17 protein-coding genes are annotated in these 19,454 nt (G+C 66.1%); 10 read left to right on the top strand and 7 right to left on the bottom strand.

Going from position 1 to position 19,454, the window contains the following annotated elements; genetic code table 11:
• Positions 1-3: 3 nt before the first annotated feature.
• Both RBT54_RS11820 and RBT54_RS11815 read right to left on the bottom strand, forming a co-directional pair.
• Entirely contained in the window at positions 4-195 is a 192-nt protein-coding gene (locus tag RBT54_RS11820; RefSeq protein ID WP_320367264.1) for a hypothetical protein, read from the bottom strand.
• Between the two features lie 12 nt (positions 196-207).
• Positions 208-630 carry a hemerythrin domain-containing protein gene (locus RBT54_RS11815; RefSeq protein ID WP_320367263.1) on the bottom strand — a complete coding sequence of 141 codons (423 nt, stop codon included), beginning with the start codon at positions 628-630 and terminating at the stop codon, positions 208-210.
• Here RBT54_RS11815 and RBT54_RS11810 point away from each other — a divergent pair.
• Positions 629-862, top strand: a complete 234-nt coding sequence (locus RBT54_RS11810; RefSeq protein WP_320367262.1) for a hypothetical protein — start codon at positions 629-631, stop codon at positions 860-862. The genes RBT54_RS11815 and RBT54_RS11810 overlap by 2 nt on opposite strands.
• Before the next feature lie 17 nt (positions 863-879).
• On the opposite strand, the gene RBT54_RS11805 is transcribed toward RBT54_RS11810, so the two are convergent.
• On the bottom strand, positions 880-1,857 hold the full coding sequence (locus RBT54_RS11805; protein WP_320367261.1) for a hypothetical protein: 978 nt from the start codon (positions 1,855-1,857) through the stop codon (positions 880-882).
• A 287-nt stretch (positions 1,858-2,144) separates the two neighbouring features.
• Between RBT54_RS11805 and cls the strand changes: the two genes are divergently transcribed.
• From cls to RBT54_RS11780, 5 genes are all read left to right on the top strand, one after another.
• Complete coding sequence (cls, locus tag RBT54_RS11800) at positions 2,145-3,425, top strand: cardiolipin synthase (protein ID WP_320367260.1); 1,281 nt, start codon at positions 2,145-2,147, stop codon at positions 3,423-3,425.
• 90 nt (positions 3,426-3,515) lie between these two features.
• On the top strand, positions 3,516-4,868 hold the full coding sequence (locus tag RBT54_RS11795) for a cytochrome B6 (protein ID WP_320367259.1): 1,353 nt from the start codon (positions 3,516-3,518) through the stop codon (positions 4,866-4,868).
• Positions 4,869-5,040: 172 nt separating this feature from the next.
• Positions 5,041-6,354, top strand: coding sequence for a rhodanese-like domain-containing protein (locus RBT54_RS11790; RefSeq protein ID WP_320367258.1), 1,314 nt, complete (start codon positions 5,041-5,043; stop codon positions 6,352-6,354).
• Positions 6,297-6,866: a YeeE/YedE thiosulfate transporter family protein gene (locus RBT54_RS11785; RefSeq protein ID WP_320367257.1), complete on the top strand. Its 570-nt coding sequence runs from the start codon at positions 6,297-6,299 to the stop codon at positions 6,864-6,866. Before RBT54_RS11790 ends, RBT54_RS11785 begins: the two co-directional genes overlap by 58 nt.
• An 8-nt stretch (positions 6,867-6,874) precedes the next feature.
• Complete coding sequence (locus RBT54_RS11780) at positions 6,875-7,453, top strand: YeeE/YedE thiosulfate transporter family protein (protein ID WP_320367256.1); 579 nt, start codon at positions 6,875-6,877, stop codon at positions 7,451-7,453.
• Between the two features lie 117 nt (positions 7,454-7,570).
• Here the strand turns inward: RBT54_RS11780 and RBT54_RS11775 are convergent, their stop codons facing one another.
• The gene (locus RBT54_RS11775; RefSeq protein WP_320367255.1) at positions 7,571-9,955 is read right to left on the bottom strand and encodes a heavy metal translocating P-type ATPase; all 2,385 of its coding nucleotides are present in this window, start codon (positions 9,953-9,955) and stop codon (positions 7,571-7,573) included.
• 492 nt (positions 9,956-10,447) lie between these two features.
• On the opposite strand from RBT54_RS11775, the gene RBT54_RS11770 reads away from it, so the two are divergent.
• The 4 genes from RBT54_RS11770 to RBT54_RS11755 all read left to right on the top strand — a co-directional run bounded on the left by RBT54_RS11770 (position 10,448) and on the right by RBT54_RS11755 (position 13,384).
• Entirely contained in the window at positions 10,448-11,518 is a 1,071-nt protein-coding gene (locus RBT54_RS11770; RefSeq protein WP_320367254.1) for a flavodoxin family protein, read from the top strand.
• A 31-nt stretch (positions 11,519-11,549) separates the two neighbouring features.
• On the top strand, positions 11,550-11,999 hold the full coding sequence (locus RBT54_RS11765; protein ID WP_320367253.1) for an OsmC family protein: 450 nt from the start codon (positions 11,550-11,552) through the stop codon (positions 11,997-11,999).
• Positions 12,000-12,044: 45 nt separating this feature from the next.
• On the top strand, positions 12,045-12,233 hold the full coding sequence (locus tag RBT54_RS11760; protein ID WP_320367252.1) for a hypothetical protein: 189 nt from the start codon (positions 12,045-12,047) through the stop codon (positions 12,231-12,233).
• A 563-nt stretch (positions 12,234-12,796) separates the two neighbouring features.
• Positions 12,797-13,384 carry a DNA-3-methyladenine glycosylase I gene (locus tag RBT54_RS11755; RefSeq protein ID WP_320367251.1) on the top strand — a complete coding sequence of 196 codons (588 nt, stop codon included), beginning with the start codon at positions 12,797-12,799 and terminating at the stop codon, positions 13,382-13,384.
• Positions 13,385-13,401: 17 nt separating this feature from the next.
• On the opposite strand, the gene RBT54_RS11750 is transcribed toward RBT54_RS11755, so the two are convergent.
• The 3 genes from RBT54_RS11750 to mfd all read right to left on the bottom strand — a co-directional run bounded on the left by RBT54_RS11750 (position 13,402) and on the right by mfd (position 19,232).
• On the bottom strand, positions 13,402-14,736 hold the full coding sequence (locus RBT54_RS11750) for a M48 family metalloprotease (protein ID WP_320367250.1): 1,335 nt from the start codon (positions 14,734-14,736) through the stop codon (positions 13,402-13,404).
• Between the two features lie 67 nt (positions 14,737-14,803).
• On the bottom strand, positions 14,804-15,769 hold the full coding sequence (gene corA, locus RBT54_RS11745) for a magnesium/cobalt transporter CorA (RefSeq protein ID WP_320367249.1): 966 nt from the start codon (positions 15,767-15,769) through the stop codon (positions 14,804-14,806).
• Between the two features lie 13 nt (positions 15,770-15,782).
• Entirely contained in the window at positions 15,783-19,232 is a 3,450-nt protein-coding gene (mfd, locus tag RBT54_RS11740; RefSeq protein ID WP_320367248.1) for a transcription-repair coupling factor, read from the bottom strand.
• Between the last annotated feature and the right edge of the window lie 222 nt (positions 19,233-19,454).

The following is a 19,454-nucleotide window of genomic DNA, read 5'->3' as shown; positions in this document are numbered from 1 at the left end:
ACATCAACGACGCCGTTTTGGCTTGGACTTGGGCGAGGCGGCGTCGAGCATCGCCTTCATGTTGTCGTTGGCGGCCTTGGTCACCGCGGCACTGATCTGGCTCTTGGCCTGCGCGGTCGCCTGGCCGGCCATACGGTTGGCCATGCTCAGCCACATGCTCATGAACGGGTTCTTTTTCAGCCATGGATTTGCCATGTTGGATCTCCTTCAGCCGCGGGCGGCGATAAGTTCGGCCTTACGCGACGCCATGCGGGCGCCGAGTTCGACGAGGTCGAGTGAAGCGGTCTTGGCCTTCGAGAACATCTCGTCCTGCTCTTCCTTGACGTGGTGCTTGACGTATTCGGACAGCACCTTGACCTTGGCGTCGTAGAGCTCACCGTCGGGTTCGACGCCTTCGATCTGTGCGATCAAGTCCTTGACGCTGGCATGCTCAACGGTGGCTTCCGGCACCAGCAGCTTGTCCTTGAGTGCCGCCTTGAAGGCCGGGTAAAAGATCTCTTCCTCGATCTGCGCATGCATGCTCAATTCGGCACAGATCTCGGCGACGATCGCCTTCTTCTTTTTGCTTGATTCCGTTTTTTCATAATCTGCAAACAAAGCGCTGACTGCGCCATGGTCGGCCTTGAGCATGGCGATCGCGTCCTTTGCGGCAGCGGTGGTCTTCGATGCGGGGGAGGCCTTCGATGTGGCTGAGGTCTTCGGCGCGGCGGTGGTCTTGGTGTTGATTGTCATGGCAGTTCCCTGGTTATGTGGCGGTCAAGCCGTTTGTAGTCACGTGAACAGCGCAATCAGGATGATGATCGGGATGGGGATGCCGAGAAAAAGCAATAAAAGTGAACGCATGGTGTTCTCCTCAATTTGAATAGCGGCTCTGGATGATCAGGCGTCACGCTGCCGGCCACCGAAGGTCGCGGCGAAGCTGGCGACGAAGGCGCCGCCGAGCAAAGACACGAAAATCCACAGCGCCGCGTAGGCCGACGCCTTGCGCGCCTGGTCGGCGGCCTCTTTGGCGGCCACTTCGGCGTCGTTCAGCTTCGCTTGAGCGCGCGCGTAGAGGTCGGTCACACGTTGCTCGGCGTCTTGCTGGGACAGGCCAGTGCGTTGGGCGACGAGCTGGCCGACGTACTGGATGTCCTCAGGCGGGAGGGGCTCTGAACGGGTGGCGTTCATGAAAATGCGGCCGACCTCCGAAGCTTCGTTGGCCGTCGAGCGCTCGAACGTGTCGGCAGGCATCGCAGCGCTGGTCGAACCGGGAACTGCAGCACGCCCATCCCGGCGGAACAGGGAATCGACGAAGTAAGCCATCGGCCCGCTTTGCTCAGATGCCATCGTTCCGGATGCTGCATAGCCGCCTGCAGCCATTGTGGCCGTGTTGGCGGCACCGCCGACGATGGAGGCTCCGGCCTGGATGCCACCACTCACGATGGACCCGATAGCCGAAGTCAGCAGTACGGCGGTGGCCAACGAGGCCACGGCCCAAGCCAGAAAGCCGTGAGCGGTATCACGGAAATAGATCTCGTCCGTGTGCGTATTCATCCATCGCGTTCGCAGTCGGCCGGCCAGGTAGCCACCCATCCCGGACGACAGCAACTGCGTGAGCGTCAGCCACACGATGGTGGACACACCAAAGCTCGCCGCACTGAGGCCTTCACGCGCCCACGGCGATACGGAAGACAGACCCAGCCCGACGCCGAGAATCAGCAGGATCAACGACAAGGCGGCTGCGGCGGCAGCGCCCGCAACGATGGCGCCCCAGGAGACGGCGCTGGTCACCGAGCGTGAGGTCTCGACGTGCCGGTCAGACGGGCCGTAGCCGCGTTCCAGTGGATCAAGCGGTGTAGTGGTCGTAATAGCCATGGCAGGTCCTTAGCGTGAGTTGCGATCTGGCGGGTGTCATGCCTCAAGACGAGGGCACGATTCGCACGGTGTGCGCTTGCGCAATTCGAGTCTGTGCGCTCACCAACACAGGCAACCGGCGCGTTCGAAACTTCCGCCGTCAAGAACCGCACCGAGCGAACCTGCGCCCGCCGCAATGTGCGCCTACGCACAGACGCTCGTCGGGCCCGCATTGAAGATCAGAGCCTCTGGTAAATGCCAAGTGCGGAGCGCCACGCGATGCACGGGACCCGATCGGTAATCGCGCAATGAAGGCAATGATCTCCATGCCGGGACTATTCATCACGATTGTGGTGATGATGTTTGTGGTGGTCCTGGCGCTGAACTTCACCACCGGCGAGAAAAAGCTCGATCAAAGCGTCGAGCGCCTGTATGCGGCCGCCGATCCGGCCTTTGCGCGCGCCATGGGTGTATTGCTCGGGCCGGCCATCCTGCCGGGCAACCGCTTCGAGGCCCTGTTGAATGGCGACCGGATCTTCCCCGCCATGCTCGCTTCCATTCGCGACGCAAGGATGACCATCACCTTCGAGAGCTACATCTACTGGTCGGACGCGATCGGCAAGGAGTTCGCCGACGCGCTCGCCGAGCGTGCCCGCGCCGGCGTCAGGGTGCACGTGCTGCTCGACTGGGTCGGCAGCAACAAGATGGACCCGGCCCATGTCGAGGCCATGGAGGCGGCCGGGGTCGAGGTGCGCAAGTTTCACAAGCCCGCCTGGTACTCCCTGGCGCGGATGAACAACCGTACCCACCGCAAGGTGCTGGTTGTGGACGGCAAGGTGGGCTTCACCGGCGGCGTCGGCATCGCCGGGCTGTGGACAGGCGATGCCCAGGACCCGCAGCACTGGCGCGACACCCACTTCAGGGCCGAAGGTCCGGTCGTGGCGCAGATGCAGGCCGTGTTTCTGGACAACTGGATCAAGGCCACCGGTGTCGTCCTGCATGGCGACGATTACTTCCCGGAATTGCCGGCAGCCGGGAACGACGCCGCGCAGATGTTCAGCAGTTCACCCTCCGGCGGCAGCGAGAGCATGCACCTGATGTACCTGCTGGCGATCACGTCGGCGCAGCATTCGATCCACCTGTCGAGTGCCTATTTCGTCCCCGACGAGCTGAGCACCAAGGCGCTGGCAGCGGCGCTCGAGCGCGGGGTCAAGGTGCAGATCATCGTGCCCGGCAAGCACACCGATGCGGCGATCGTCCGCAACGCCTCGCGTGCGCGCTGGGGCGACCTGCTTGCCGCCGGCGCCGAGATCCACGAGTACCAGCCGACGATGTACCACTGCAAGGTGCTGATCATCGACAGCCTGATGGTGTCGGTCGGCTCGACCAATTTCGACAGCCGTTCCTTTCGCTTGAACGACGAAGCCAATCTCAACATTTATGCGGCCGATTTCGCGCGCCAGCAGGTCGACGTGTTCAATGCCGATCTGTTGCGCTCGCGCCGGATCAGCCTGCAAGCATGGCAGCAGCGGCCGCTTTCCGAGAAGCTGATCGAGCATGCAGCGTCGCTCATCGGCTCGCAGTTGTAGGGAACGGCCCGAGCGGCCAGCCAGGTGGTTGAACCAGGAGGGCCGACCATCTGGGTATCCAGTCCTCCTTGCGCAAAAGGAGTAGGGAACATGAACAGGAAAGTACTTTTTGCAGCGGGTATCGCCATGGCGCTGCCGATGCTGAGTGGCGCGCAAGTCCCCGCCACCGAAGACTTCGCCACGCTGACAAAACGCCTTCAAGCGGACAAGCCGACCTTCGCGCAGCGCCAGCAGAGCTTGCTCGCCGAGCGCTACGACCTCGCTGACCGGCCGGCCACTGGAACGACCATGTCGCGCGGCAAGCCGGTCCAGGAGGGTGTGCGCGTCAAGCTGCCCAGCGGCACGAGCTGGGAAAACCTCGCCGCCTTGTCGCCCGAGGAGGTCAAGGAAAGGCAGCTCTGGCCTGCGGGCTTTCTGCCGTTACCACATCCCCACCACGAAGCGGGCGGCATGATCTTCCCGAAGTTCCTCATTGAGGAAACGAAACAACAGACCGATCGTGATCTGACCCGCTTCGACCTTGACTTCGACTTGCCGGATCACCTCCTCCCCGAGTTCCCGGCCCCCATCTATTTGACGACGCGGCCGGATCTGGGTGACGTTTCGCAAGGGAAGCTGGTGACGCTGAGCAACTTCAATGACATTTTCAAGGACATCCTCAATCCCAAGCAGCTCGAGGGATTGCGCCTGCTGGTCACCCCGTTTCCGCAGCAACAGTTCAACGCCATCGAAGACCGCCGCAGCTTGAAGCCCTCTCAGGGTGTCGCCTGCTTCGACTGTCACGCCAATGGCCATACCAACGCCGCCACCCATACGGTAGGCGACATTCGGCCCAACGAGCATCGCCATCGGATCGACACGCCAACCCTGCGCGGCCTGTATGTTCAGCGCCTGTTCGGTTCGCAGCGGGCGCTGAAGACGGTGGAGGACTTCACCGAGTTCGAGCAGCGTGCCGCCTACTTCGACGGCATCCCGGCCGACGCGGCGCGAAAGGGAACCAACGTCCTCGAACGCGGCAGCCAGGTGCATTTCATGGCGGAGTTTCAGGCACTGCTGGACTTTCCGCCCGCGCCCAAACTCGACGTCTTCGGCAAGCTCATTTCGGCCAAGGCCAGCGAGAGCGAGCTGCGCGGTCAAGCAGTCTTCTTCGGTAAAGGCCAATGCGCGAGCTGCCATGCCCCGCCGTACTACACCGACAACCTCATGCACAACTTGAAGGTGGAGCGCTTCTTCAATGAGGTCACGATCAACGGCCGCAAGGCGTCGGCCGACGGCCCGATCAAGACCTTCCCGCTGCGTGGCATCAAGGACTCGCCGCCGTATCTGCACGACGACCGGCTGCTGACCTTGGACGACACGGTCGAGTTCTTCAATCTGGTGTTGGAATTGAAGCTGACCGAGCAGGAGAAGCAGGATCTGGTGGCCTTCATGCGGGTGCTGTAGGTCACGCCTTCGTGCCCCGGAGTCTTGCGCTGTTCGCGCCCACTTCGCCCCCGGGGCCTGATCACGACAAACATTCTGTTTCGGGAAGATATCGATGTTCTTTCAACGCTTGAAGACACCCGGCCTGGGACACAACGCCTACGTCCTGGGGTGCGGAGACGGGCTCGCCGTCGTGATCGACCCGCGCCGCGACGTCGACGACTATCTGCGTCTGGCCCGCGAGAACGACCTCTCCATCGCCTTCGTCCTGGAGACGCATCGGCAGGAGGATTTCGAGTTCGGTTCGCGAACGCTGGCGCAGATGACCGGCGCGAAAATTGTGGGCGGCAGCCACGCGCTGTTCGGCGAGACGGATGTGAAACTCGAAGACGAGCAGGAGCTCAAGGTGGGCACCACCCGCTTCGTCGCGCTTGCAACGCCGGGCCACACGCCGGAGAGCATGTCCTACGCGGTGTACGTGGAGGACTCCGGCGACAAATGCTGGGGCGTTTTTACCGGCGATGCGCTGTTTGTCGGCGACACTGGGCGGACCGATCTGCCCGATCCGGAGAAGACCGGCGAGAACGCCGGCATCCTGTACGACGCCATTCATCGCAAGATCGCGCCGCTCGGCGAGCACACGCTGCTCTTTCCGGCACACGGCGCCGGCTCGGCCTGCGGCGGCAACATATCCGAGCGCGACGACTCCACCCTGGGCATCGAGAAGGCGACGAATCCCGTGTTCCGCAAAAGCCGCCGCGACTTCGTTGCGCACAAGCTGGCGGAAAAAATGGCGCGACCGCCTTACTTCCTGCACCTGGAAAAGGTGAACCTGCTTCCCGGCAGGCCGCTCAAGTCGCCGCTGGCCGCGCGGGTGCTGCAGCCCAGGGAATTCCAGCAGCGCATGAGAGAGGGCGTGGTGATCGACACCCGCTCACCGGAAGCCTTTGCCGCGGCACACATTCCCGGTGCCTACAACATCTGGCTCGACGGGCTGCCGGCCTTCGGTGGCTGGGTCGCCAACGAGAACACCCGCATCTTCTTGATTGCGGACGGCGCCGAAGCCATGGACCTCGCGGTGATGTCGCTCGCGCGCATCGGCATCGACTCGGTCGAGGGCACCCTCGCCAAGGGCATTGAAAGCTGGCGCGACCAGGGACTGCCGCTCGAATCCATTGCGACGACCAGCGCCCCCGAGACGGCAAACTGGGTGCAGCAGGGGCGCGTCCAAGTCCTCGACGTGCGGGACGAATATGAATGGGACGAGAAACACATCCCGGGCGCACTGCACCGCTATGTCGGCCATCTGGAGGACCAGCTCCCGCTGCTGCCCAAGGACAGCGAAATCGTGGTCCATTGCAACGTGGGCCACCGCTCGGGCGTGGCCGCAAGCATCCTCAAGCGCAACGGCTTCACGCGCATCCACAACATGCTCGGCGGAATCTGCGCGTGGGAAAAGCTGGGTCTCCCGCTCGAAAAGCCCGGCGAAACGAAGAAGGCAGACTGATCATGGAATCCACATCGGGCGCGTGGTCGCCTTACCTCGTCGGCACGCTGATCGGCCTGCTGTCGATGGCGACATTCTATTTTTCCAACAAGCCGCTGAGCGTGTCGACCGCCTACGCCCGCCTGGCAGGCCTGGTCGGAAACCTGTTCTCCAGGGCACATACCGAGAACCTGAAGTTTTATCAGGACACGAAACCGAAGATCGAATGGGGGGTGATGCTGGTTTTAGGCATGCTCCTCGGCGCCTTCATCGCCGCAGTCAGCGGCGGCGAGATCACCGCCGCATGGGTGCCCGCCTTGTGGGAACAGCGTTTCGGTGCTGATGTGGCGCTGCGTCTCGGGGTCGCGTTTGTCGGCGGCATCATCCTGGCGTATGGGGCCCGGCTGGCGGGTGGCTGCACCAGCGGCCACGGCATCAGCGGTGCGCTCCAGCTCTCGGTGAGTTCGTGGGTCGCGCTCACGTGTTTCTTCATCGGCGCCGTCGCGACCGCTCATCTGCTGTTTCGACTGTGAGAAGCGCGATGAAGACCCCCGAACCCGATCACACGAACGACCCCGGCAAACCGGATTCAGCGCGCCAGCTCGTGCTGGGCCTTCTGTTCGGCGTCGTGTTCGGCTTCCTGCTGCAGAAGAGCGGCGTCGCCAGATACGAGGTGCTGATGGGCCAGTTCCTGCTCACGGACTTTACCGTCATCAAGGTCATGCTGACGGCGATCATCGTCGGCATGCTCGGCATTTTTTCGCTGCGCGCGCTGGGCCTGGTCGAATTGCACGTGAAGCCCACGCACTACGCCGCCAACATTGTCGGTGGGCTGCTCTTCGGGGTCGGTCTCGGCGTGCTCGGCTGCTGCCCGGGGACCGGGGTGGTCGCGCTGGGGCAGGGCAGCTACGACGCCATCGCCGGCATCGTCGGACTGCTGGCGGGCAGCTATCTCTACGCCGAGACATCGGGCTATCTCGGTTCGACGATCAAGAAGATCGGCAACCGCGGCCGCATCATGCTGCCGGATTTGCTGGGGATGCGGCTCGCTGCTTTTCTTGCGGTGTTTGTCCCGCTGCTCGTGCTGGGCCTGTTCGCCATCGCGCAACTGGCGCCCTGAAGCGTCCGGGGCAGCCTGTTGCGCGAAGCACGTCCGCCCAAATGTGGCAGCGCGGGTAAAGGGCGCGCCGGGCAGCAACCAAAAGGCGGGATTCTGCGCAAGACGGAGCGCGGCCCGTCACCCCGCGTCGATCGCGGCGCCGCGCAGGCGAAGCGCATTGCCGATCACCGACGCCGAGCTCAGGCTCATCGCCAGCGCCGCGATCATCGGCGACATCAGCCAGCCGGTGAACGGGAACAGCAGCCCGGCCGCGAGCGGAATGCCGAGCGCGTTATAGACAAAGGCGAACGCCAGGTTCTGCTTCATGTTGGCCACGGTGGCCACCGACAGCGCGATGGCTGTGGCGATGCCGCGCAGATCGCCCTTGACGAGCGTGAGCTGCGCGCTGTTCATCGCCACGTCGGTGCCGGTGCCCATGGCGATGCCGACATCGGCACGGGCCAGCGCCGGCGCGTCGTTGATGCCGTCGCCGGCCATGGCGACGACGCGCCCCTCGGACTGCAGCTTCTCGACCAGCGCGAGCTTGTCGGCCGGCTTGACCTCGCCGTGCACCTCGTCGATGCCCAGGCGCTTGCCCACGGCCTGCGCCGTGGTCAGGCCGTCGCCGGTGGCCATCACGACGCGGATGTTGGCCTTGCGCAGCCTCGCCAACGCCTCGGCCGTGGTCGACTTCACCGGGTCGGACACGGCCAGGAGGCCCGCGAGTTGTCCTTCGACGGCCAGGTGCATCACGCTGGCGCCTTCGGCGCGCAGCGCCTCGGCCTGTGCCGCCATCACGGCCACGTCGACGCCGAGTTGCTCCATCAGCGCGGTATTGCCCAAGGCGAGGCGCTTGCCGGTCACCGTCCCGCGCACGCCGATGCCGGAGGCGGAATCGAACTGCTCGGGCTTGTCGAGCACGAGCTCCTTCTCGCGTGCAGCCGTCACGATGGCCGCGGCCAGCGGATGTTCGCTGCCCTGGTCGAGGCTCGCGGCCAGGCGCAGTACCTCGTCGGCATCGACACCGTCCGCACCGATGGCCTGCTCGAAGCTCGGCCGGCCTTCGGTCAGCGTCCCGGTCTTGTCGACGATGAGCGTGTCGACCTTGCGCAGGTTCTCGACCGCGGCCGCATCGCGGAACAACACTCCGTGCGTGGCGCCACGGCCGGTGGCGACCATGATGGACATCGGCGTGGCCAGGCCCAGCGCACAGGGGCAGGCGATGATCAACACCGCCACGGCGTTGATGAGGCCGTAGACCCAGCTCGGCTCGGGCCCGAACAGCCCCCAGCCGAAGAAGGTCAGCACCGCTGCCGCCACGACCCCATAGACGAAGTAACCGGCCACCGCGTCGGCCATGCGCTGCATCGGCGCCCGCGAGCGCTGCGCCAGGGCCACCATCTGCACGATCTGCGACAGCACCGTGGCCGAGCCGACGTGCTCGGACTGCATCACCAGCGCGCCGCTGGTGTTGAGCGTGGCGCCGATCAGCTTGTCGCCCACGCGCTTGGTCACGGGCAAGGGCTCGCCCGTCAGCATCGATTCGTCGACCGCGCTGCTGCCCTCGACCACCACGCCGTCGACCGGCACCTTCTCACCGGGCCGCACGCGCAGCTTGTCGCCGACATGCACATGGGCCAGCGCAATGTCCTCTTCCGTGCCGTCCGCCGCGATGCGGCGTGCCGTCTTGGGCGCCAGGCCCAGCAGCGACTTGATCGCCGCCGAGGTCTGCGCGCGCGCCTTCAGCTCCAGCAGCTGGCCCAGCAGCGTCAGCGAGATGATCACGGCTGCCGCCTCGAAGTAGACCGCGACGCGGCCCATCGAGATGAAGGAGTCCGGGAACACCTGCGGCGCGATGGTGGCCACCACGCTGTAGACGAAGGCCGAACCCGTGCCCAGGCTGATCAGCGTCCACATGTTGGGGCTGCGGTGCGCGACGGACTGCGCACCGCGCACGAAGAACGGCCAGCCCGCCCACAGCACGATGGGCACGGTCAGCACCAGCTCCAGCCAGCTCTGCGTGCCCATGGCCATCCAGCCCAGCCGATGGCCGAACATCGCCAGGGTCGTCACGACCACCGTCAGCGGCAAGGTCCACCAGAAGCGGCGCGCGAAGTCCGCCAGTTCCGGGTTGGCCTCTTCATCCAGGCTGGGCATCACGGGCTCGAGCGTCATGCCGCACTTGGGGCAGTTGCCGGGGTGATCCTGCCGGATCTCCGGGTGCATCGGGCAGGTGAAGATCGTGCCGGCCGCAGCGGCAGGCGTCGACTCGTCAGGGGCGGCCTGCGGCGCCAGGTACTTCTGCGGCTGCGCCAGGAACTTCGTGCGGCAGCCGGCGCTGCAGAACCAGTATGACCGGCCGGCATGCTCGGCCTGGTGCGGGGAGTCCGTGGTGACCGTCATCGCGCAGACCGGATCTTTCAGCGCGTCGTCGGTGGCCCCGGACGCAGGATGCGCGTGCGCAACCTGCGCTGAGCCATGCGAATGAGCGGCCTGGCCGCTGCGCTTTGGGTGTGTGCCCATGTCCATGGTCATCTCCTTCAAACCGTTGCGCCAGGTGTGAGCGCGACAGAAGCATCAAGCTTCCCAACATGGGAATGTCAAGCGTGGAAGTGTCAAGCGCCTTCGCGTCGGCTGCAGGGCCACGTGGCCGGCAACGACTCCAGCGTCCGTCGCTTCAAGTACTACCCCACCGAAAGGCAGCGGCAGTCCATTCCCAATCCGTGACATCGCAGACTCGTTCATATCCGACAGGCCGTTCCACCTTGGTTCATCGATTCAAAGCCTGCCGTTCGCTGACGCACATTGGCTGCGCCGGGCTTGCCGCAAGGCAATGCGCAGCCGATGTTCGCCAGCGCACGGACGGTCCGACGTTCGCGGCGGACGATCCAGTCTCTCCCCGTCCACTTTGGGCCGGATCTCACAGCCAGGAGATCGTATGCATCACTCCCGTCGCGCCGCATTGGGTCACTGGATCGCGGAGCCGCCCGGCCTTGGCCAGGCGCGTGACCACCCATGACCGACATCCGCACCGGCCAGGCGCCACCACCCCTGACGCGCGAGCAGTTTCATGAGCGCTTCCAGGTTCGCTTTTACGACCCGGCGTTCGAAGGCGAGCGCGAGGCCATCGCCAGGCTCGAGGCCATCGCTTGGGAGGCGCTGCAGGACGGTCGCAAAGCACCGATAACCCGGCCCGCCGGGCCGGGCTTCGCCGACCCCGGCTACGAACTGTCGCAGCAGTGGTTGGACACCCGCGCGCGCCTGCAGGCGGCGCAGAAGCGGTGGAGCGACAGCGCAGCGCCCTCGCGTGTGCTGCTGGTTTGCGGCAGCGCCCGCAACGACGGCACCTGCCCGGGCGAAATGTCGAAGACCTGGCGGCTGACCGAATTGGCCCGACACGCGGTCGAGGGTGCAGGCATGCAGGCCGATGTGCTGGACCTGAGCCTCGTCACCTCGGAGTACGGCCGCAACATTCACCCCTGCAAGGGCTGTGTGTCGAGCGCGATGCCGCTGTGCCACTGGCCCTGCAGTTGTTACCCGCACCATGCACTGAACCAGGCCGAGGACTGGATGGCGGATATCTACGAGTGCTGGGTGGCGGCCCACGCCGTGATCGTTCTGGCGCCGACCTACTGGTACCAGTCGCCGAGCCCGCTGAAGCTGATGATCGACCGCCTGGTTTGCGCCGATGGCGGCAACCCCGACCCGACGACGACGCATGGCAAGCGCGTGGCCGAGGCCAAGGCCATCGAAGTGCAGGGTTGGGACTACCCCAAGCACCTGGCCGGCCGGGCCTATGGGGTCGTGGTCCACGGCGACGTGGCCGGCGTCGAGACGCACCGGCGCAACCTCACCGACTGGCTGGACTGGATGGGGCTGATCGAAGCCGGCGCCGCCGCAAGTCTCGACCGCTACATCGGCTACTACGAGCCCTACTACAACAGCCACGACGCGCTCGACGAGGACCAGGCCGTGCAGGAAGAGGTGCGCAACGTCGCCCGCGCGGTGGTTCAGGCCGTCAATTCCTTGCGCGCCGGGCGCCTGAGCCAACCCGACGCGCAGATCAAGGGGCCACGCATCAAGTGAGCCACCGTCTTCACCACTGAATGGAGTCACCATGACCGAGAAGACCGCAAGCGTTCTCTGGACGGGCGCAGGCAAGAATGGAACGGGCAAGATCAGCACCGAGTCCGGGGCGCTGATGGACTACCCCTATGGATTCGCGAGCCGCTTCGGCGACGACCGCCGCGGCACGAACCCTGAAGAGATCCTGGGCGCGGCGCATGCCGCCTGCTTCACCATGGCGTTCTCGTTCGCCTGCGACAAGGCGGGGTTTGCGACGTCCTCGGCCGACACGCAGGCCCATGTGCGATTATCGGCACAGGGCGAGGGTTTCGTGATCGACCGCATCGCGCTGCGCCTGAACGCCGTCGTGCCCGGCCTCGACGAGGCCCGGTTCCAGGAGATCGCCGCGTCGGCCAAGCGCGATTGCCCGCTGTCGAAGGCGCTGGCGAGCGTTCCCGAGATCACCTTGGTGGCCACGCTCGAACAGGGTGCGACGGCTTGACAGGGCGCGAGGCGAGGGCCAGGTGGGTGTCGGCCCGGGTCGGGCGTGCCGGTTGATGGCACCCCCGGCCTGTCGCGCTGGATCATCGCGGGACTGACACTGCTGGGCAGCGTGCTGCTCGGCATCACAGGCACCCTGGGTGGTCACTTGGTCGGCATCTACACGGAAGTGTCGAATGTGATGTTTCCGCCCGCGTTGCGGTCGGTGCCCTCAAAAGCGGCAAGCGGTCGCTGATCGAAACAGGCCAGCGCGGGCCAAGTGCAACCATGACCATCATCCGCAGCCAGCGCACTGCACCGATGACTCGCCGTGCGGGACCTGTTCTGGCCGGGGAAGCACTCATTCAAGCTCGCCCGCGCACTGCCGTAACTCGCGACGCCGATCAGATCATTGAGCGAACGGCCCCGCCGATCATCGGCACATCGCGGCGAACCTGTCGTGCCCGCGATCATCGTCGACACCCTTGCTGCCGTAGCCGGCCGACAGAATCGCCGAGCCGAAACTCGGCGTAACGGATACGGACCTGCTCGTATTGGCTTTCGAAGTCGAGATTGCACGTCGTCGAGCTTGCCGTCGGGCTGAATGCTGCGCCTTGCCTTGACCAATCGCTCGCCCAGAAAGCCGCCGCAGGCTCCGGCCATCCGCCTCGCAGGTCGCGGCGGCCGGAGCGCACCTGACGCCAGCAAGGCGCACACGCGCACTGGCTCGCGGCCCCGACGCTCTCGCGAGTCCCCCCGGTTCGCGCATCCCCAACTGCTGCCGTACCATCGCCCCACTGACATGCAGGAGCGCCCCCAATGCCCGACCGCTGCGCCTGGTGCGGCACCGACCCGCTCTACACCGCCTACCACGACCTCGAATGGGGCGTGCCCAACCACGACGACCGTCACCTCTTCGAGATGCTGGTGCTCGAGGGTGCGCAGGCGGGGTTGAGCTGGATCACGATCCTGCGCAAGCGCGAAAACTACCGCCGCGCCTTCGACAATTTCGATGCCGAGAAGGTCGCCCGTTTCGCCGCGGGCGACGTCGAGCGGCTGATGGCCGACGCCGGCATCGTGCGTAATCGACTGAAGATCGAATCGGCGATCGCCAACGCGCGTGCGACGCTTGCGGTGCAGGCGCGCTTCGGCTCGCTCGACGCGCTTCTATGGAAATTCGTCGATGGCGTGCCCCGTGACGGTGCGCGTCGCACGCTTGCCGACGTGCCGGCCGAAACGGCGGAATCGAAAGCCATGAGCCGGGAGCTGAAGCGGCTGGGTTTCCGCTTCGTCGGGCCGACGGTGTGCTACGCCTTCATGCAGGCGGTGGGCATGGTCAATGATCACGTGGCAGAGTGCTTCCGCCATGGCGAGATTCGCGAGCTGCACGGCGCGGGAGGGCGGTGAGCACAGCCGCTTCAGCCTTACTTCACCACGCCCCAGGCCTTGAGCCGGTTGTACGAATACTGCGCGGCGTTGCCCTGCTGGCTCTGGCGCAGGTAGGCGGCGTAGTGCTGCGCTGCGCCGCGGCGATTGCCCATGCCTTCGAGCGAGACGCCTTTGAGGAAGGTGATGCCGGCGTCGCCCGGCAGCAGGCGGTCGAAGCGGTCGAGGTTCTGGTAGGCGCGCGCGCCATCGCGCTGCTGCAGGGCGAGCACGCCGGCGAGCTTGTAGGCCTGGGCCTCCTGCGGGTAGATCTCGCGCGCGTTGTCGGCGTAGTTCGCCGCTCTCGCGGTCTGTCCCTGGGCCTGCAGGCACTGGGCCATGCGCAGGTTGCTGGCGTAGTCGCGCGGGGTTTTCGTGAGCGCGCTCTGGAATTCGGTCTGGGCCTTGGCGTACTGCTTGGCCGCCATCGCGGTCTCGCCGTTCTTGCAGGCGTCGATCGTCGGGCGGATGCGGCGCAGGCTGGCGGTGCTGTCCATGAAGCGCTCGCGGCGTGGATCGAGCGCACCGCTGATGCGGAAGCGGGTGTCGGCGGCGGCCTGAGCGGCCTGCATGCGCTCGCGGCTCATCGGGTGGGTGGAGAACATCGTCTGCAAGAGCGACGGGGTGGATTTCTCCTCCGTCACCAGCAACTGATGCAGGCGCACCATGCCGGAGGCCGGGTAGCCGGCCTTGACGAGGTATTCCTGGCCGAGGGCGTCGGCTTCGCGCTCGTGCTCGCGCGAGTAGCTCGCCAGCAGCGCGCTGGCGCCGATCTGGCTGCCGATGCCCACGAGCCCGCCCCAGTCGGAATTCTGCGCCGCCACGTTGAGGCCGACGATGGCCGCCTGCGCGACCATGTTCTGCCCCTGGCGCTGGGCGGCGTGGCGAGCGTTGACGTGGCCGAGCTCGTGGCCGAGCAGGGCGGCGAGCTGGGCCTCGTCGTCGAGGTCGGCGAGAATGCCGCGGGTGACACCCATCGCGCCGCCGGGGAAGGTGTAGGCGTTGACGTAGTTGGCGTTGAGCACGCGGTAGGAATACGGCATCTGCGGGCGGTGGGTGAGCGCGCCCATGCGCTGGCCGAGGTCGCTCACGTAGCGGTTGACCGATTCATCCTGGATGGCGCCGAGGTCCTGCGAGAACTGGTGCGGCGCTGCCTGCGCGTCGGCCTGCTTCTCCTGGGCCTCGCTCATGCCGACGAGGATGGACTTGCCGGTGACCGGTGAGGTGGCGCAGCCCGAGAGGCTGGCAGCGCCGGCGCCAAGGAGCCACAGCGCCTGACGGCGGGTGATGCGGTTGCGCTCGAGGCTGCGGGCCAGATCGTCGAAGAAGTTCATGGCGTTTCTCAGTCCAGGGTCGTGGCCCGGATTGTAGGCGAGTGACGTTGCCGAGTGGCCCCGGGCTTTACAGCCACTTCGCCTTGCGGAAGCGCCACCACAGGAACGCGCTCGTACCGGCGATCACCGCGATGCCGAAGGGGTAGCCGTATTTCCACTCCAGCTCGGGCATGTGGTTGAAGTTCATGCCCCAGATGCCGGCGAAGGCGGTGGCGACGGCGAAGATGCCGGCCCAGGCCGCCAGGCGTTTGCTGATCTCGGTCTGGTCGATGGTGACCATCGACAGGTTGACCTGGATCGCGGTGCCGATCATCTCGCGCAGGCTGTCGAGCGAGGCGTTGATGCGCGCGAGGTGGTCATAGACGTCGCGGAAGTAGTGCCGGCTCTTGGCGCAGACCTCGGGCACGCGGCCGCTGTGCAGCTTGCCGGCGGCTTCCATCAGCGGCAGCACGGCGTGCTTGAGCACGGTGACCTTGCGCTTGAGGCGGTACAGGCGGCGGATGTTGGAGCTGGCCGCGCCCTTTGTGAAGATGCGGTCCTCCATTGCCTCGACCTCGGTCTCGAGCTTTTCGATGAGCGGGAAGTAGCGGTCCACCACCGCGTCCATCAGCGCATAGAGCACGTAGCCGGCGCCCTTGGCGAGCATCTTCGGCTCGCGCTCGCAACGCGCACGCACGCCGAGGAAGTCGCGCGAGCTGTTGTTGCGCACCGACAGGATGTAGTTGGGGCCTACGAAGACATGCACCTCGCCGACCTCGAGCTTGTTGTCCTTCTCCTCGATCAGGTGCATGACCACGAAGAGTTCAGTGTCGTATTCCTCGACCTTGGGGCGCTGGTGGCCGTGGTTGGCGTCCTCGATCGCGAGCTCGTGCAGGCCGAACTCCTCCTTCATCACCGCCAGTTCTTCGGGCGTGGGGTCCTTGAGTGCGACCCACACGAAGGTGTCGGGCTGCAGGAGATAGTCGCTGATGTCCGCGACCGGGATGTCGGCGAGTTTGCGGCCGTGCTGGTAGGCGGTGCAGTTGATGAGCATGATCGTCTCCCGCTCAGACCTTCACCGCGTCGAGCAGCTCCTTCACCGCCTTCACCCGGTCCTTCAGGTTGGGCAGGCTGGCGCGGCGCACGAGCTTCTCCGGGCCGGCCATCTTGGTGCTGCGGTCCTTCTGGATCAGGAAGATGACCTTGACCGGGTCGATCGGCGCGTCCTTGGCGAACTGCACGCTGATCTGCGCCTCGGAGGCGTCGAGCTTGTGCACGCCGTAGTCCTTCACCAGCATGCGCAGGCGGTGGGTCTCGATCAGCGCGGTGGTCTGCGGCGGGACCTCGCCGAAGCGGTCGATGAGCTCTTCCTGCAGCGCGCGCAGATCTTCTTCCAGCTCGCAGTTGGCCAGGCGCTTGTAGAGCGTGAGGCGTTCCTGCACGTCGGGGCAGTAGTCGGTGGGCAAGAGCGCCGGGGTGTGCAGGTTGATCTCGGACACCACCTCCAGAGGCTGGGTGAGGTCGGGTTCCTTGCCCGCCTGCAGGTCCTTGACCGCGCGCTTGAGCATCTCGGTGTACAGGCTGAAGCCGACCTGCTGGATCTCGCCCGACTGGTTCTCGCCGAGCACTTCGCCGGCGCCGCGGATCTCGAGGTCGTGCATCGCCAGGTAGAAGCCGGAGCCGAGGTCTTCCATCATCGCGATCGCTTCCAGCCTCTTCTGCGCCTGCGCGCTCGGCTTGGCGCCGGGCATGGTGAGCAGGTAGGCGTAGGCCTGGTGGTGGCTGCGCCCGACGCGCCCGCGAAGCTGGTGCAGCTGCGCCAGGCCGAAGCGGTCGGCGCGGTTGATGAGGATGGTGTTGGCGGTGGGGATGTTGATGCCGGTCTCGATGATGGTGGTGCACAGCAGCAGGTTGGCGCGCTGCTGGGTGAAGTCGCGCATCACGCGCTCGAGCTCGCGCTCGGGGAGCTGGCCGTGGCCGACCACGATGCGCGCCTCGGGCAGCAGCTCCTCGAGGTCGTCGCGCATGTTGTCGATGGTGTCGACCTCGTTGTGCAGGAAGTACACCTGGCCGCCGCGCTTGAACTCGCGCATCACCGCCTCGCGGATCAGGCCGCGGCTGGATGGGTGCACGAAGGTCTTGATCGAGAGCCGCTTCTGCGGGGCGGTGGCGATCACGGAAAACTCGCGCAGGCCCTCCATCGCCAGGCCGAGCGTGCGCGGGATCGGGGTGGCGGTCAGCGTCAGGATGTCGACCTCGGAGCGCAGCTGCTTGAGAGACTCCTTCTGGCGCACGCCGAAGCGGTGCTCCTCGTCGATGATCACCAGGCCGAGGCGCTTGAAGACGACGTCCTTCTGCAGCAGGCGGTGGGTGCCGATGATGATGTCGACCTTGCCCTCTGCCAGCAACTGCAGGGCTTCGGCCTGTTCCTTGGCGGACTTGAAGCGCGACAGCTCGGCGATCTTGATCGGCCAGTCGGTGAAGCGGTCGGCGAAGGTCTGGTAGTGCTGTTCGGCGAGCAGCGTGGTCGGGCACAGCACCACCACCTGCTTGCCGTCGGCCACGGCGATGAAGGCGGCCCGCAGCGCGACCTCGGTCTTGCCGAAGCCGACGTCGCCGCACACCAGGCGATCCATCGGACGGCCGGACCTCATGTCGGCGATCACCGCGTCGATCGCAGCCTGCTGGTCGGGCGTGGTCTCGAAGCCGAAGGCCTCTGCAAAGGCTTCGAGGTCGTGCTGTTTGAAGTCGAAGCGGTGGCCGGGGCGCGCGGCGCGCTGGGCGTAAAGCGCGAGCAGCTCGGCGGCGGTGTCGCGCACCTGCATCGCGGCCTTCTTCTTGGCCTTCTCCCACTGGCCGGAACCCAGCCGATGCAGGTCGATCGCGTCCGGGTCGGCGCCGGCGTAGCGGGTGATCACGTGCAGTTGCGACACCGGCACGTAGAGCTTGTCGCCGCCGTTGTATTCCAGGTGCAGGAACTCGGTGTCGCCCTCGCCGAGGTTCATGTGGATGAGGCCGAGGTAGCGGCCGATGCCGTGCGAGACGTGCACCACCGGGTCGCCGATCTTCAGTTCCGACAGATCGCGCAGCCAGCCTTCCATGGTGGCGGCCTTGCGGCTGTCGCGGCGGACGCGGCTGCGGCCGGTGGCGGCGTAGAGCTCGGTCTCGGTGAGCACCGCGAGCTTTGCCATGGGCAGCACGAAGCCGCGCGCGAGCGGCGCGACGCCGAGCGCCAGGCGCGCATCCGAATCGAGGAAGGCGCCGAAGTCGGCCGTGGCCTCGGGGCGGACGTCGTATTCGGCGAAGAACTCGGCCATGGTCTCGCGCCGGCCGGGCGAGTCCGACAGCAGCAGCACGCGGCCGTCGAAGCCGGCGATGAAGGCCTTCAGCTTGTGCAGCGGGTCGGTGGCCTTGCGCTCGACGGCGACCTCGGGCGGCGGCAGGGCGAGTGCATCGGCGGCCTCACCGGTGGCCTCGGCGGCGATGGAGAGGCGCGGCAGGTTCTTCAGCGCGACGAAGAAGGCCTCGTCGGTCAGGAAGAGCTGCTCGGGCGGCAGCACCGGGCGGGTGCGGTCGCCTTTGAGCAGGTCGTAGCGCGAGCGCGTGTCCTTCCAGAACTCGGCGATCGCGCCGGGCACGTCGCGGTGCAGCAGCACCGGGGTGTCGGCGGGCAGGTAGTCGAGGAGCGTCGCGGTGTCGTCGAAGAACAGCGGCAGGTAGTACTCGATGCCGGCCGGGGCGATGCCGTTGGTGACGTCCTTGTAGATCGCCGCGCGCGTCGGATCGCCTTCGAAGGTCTCGCGGAAGCGGCTGCGAAATTGCGTGCGCCCCTTGTCGTCGAGCGGAAACTCGCGCGCCGGCAGCAGGCGGATCTCCTTGGTCGGATACACCGTGCGCTGGGTGTCGGGGTCGAAGGTCTTGATGCTCTCGACCTCGTCATCGAACAGGTCGATGCGAAACGGCAGGGGCGAGCCCATCGGGAACAGGTCCACCAGCCCGCCGCGCACCGAGAACTCGCCCGGGCTCACCACCTGGGTCACGTGCGCGTAGCCGGCCAGCGCCATCTGCGCCTTGAACTGCTCGACGTCGAGCTTTTCGCCCTGCTTGATGAAGAAGGTGTAGGCGGCGAGAAAGCCCGGTGGCGCCATGCGATACAACGCGGTCGACGCGGGCACCAGCACGATCTCGGTCTCGCCGCGGCTGATCGCGTAGAGCGTGGACAGGCGCTCGGAGATCAGGTCCTGGTGGGGCGAGAAGCTGTCGTAGGGCAAGGTCTCCCAGTCGGGCAGCAGGTGGGCGCGCAGCCCGGGCGCCACCCACGCGATCTCGTCGTGCAGGCGCTGGGCGTCGAGCGGGTTGGCGGTGATCACCACCAGCATGCGCCCGCGGCCGGCGAGCTGGGCGACGGCGAGCGCATCGGCCGAGCCGGCAAGCGGCTCGAGTTCGAGGCGGGCGCCGGGCTTGGGCAGCTTCTGGGTGGCGAGCCGGGAGAGGAGGGCGTCGAAGGAGAGGGACATCGTGGGTTCGTGTACGTCGCCCGCAGCGGCGGGCCTTCAGGAGGCTGGCGCGTCAATCGCACCGCGAGGGGCGTTACTGGCGGTAAAGGCGGAATTATCGTTCATCCGGGCGCTGGTGCGCGCGGTGATTGTCGATGGCTCTGCATTGGCCGGGGGCGAGCTTGTCAGACAATGGCGCTCGCGCGCGAGCGGGTGGTCGCGGGCGGGCGCTGCTGGTCGTCG

The organism is Thauera sp. (assembly GCF_034003485.1).
In the GTDB taxonomy this organism is placed as follows: domain Bacteria; phylum Pseudomonadota; class Gammaproteobacteria; order Burkholderiales; family Rhodocyclaceae; genus Thauera.
The sequence above is the reverse complement of the archived record's forward strand: the minus strand, read 5'-3'. Positions and strand labels throughout refer to the sequence as shown.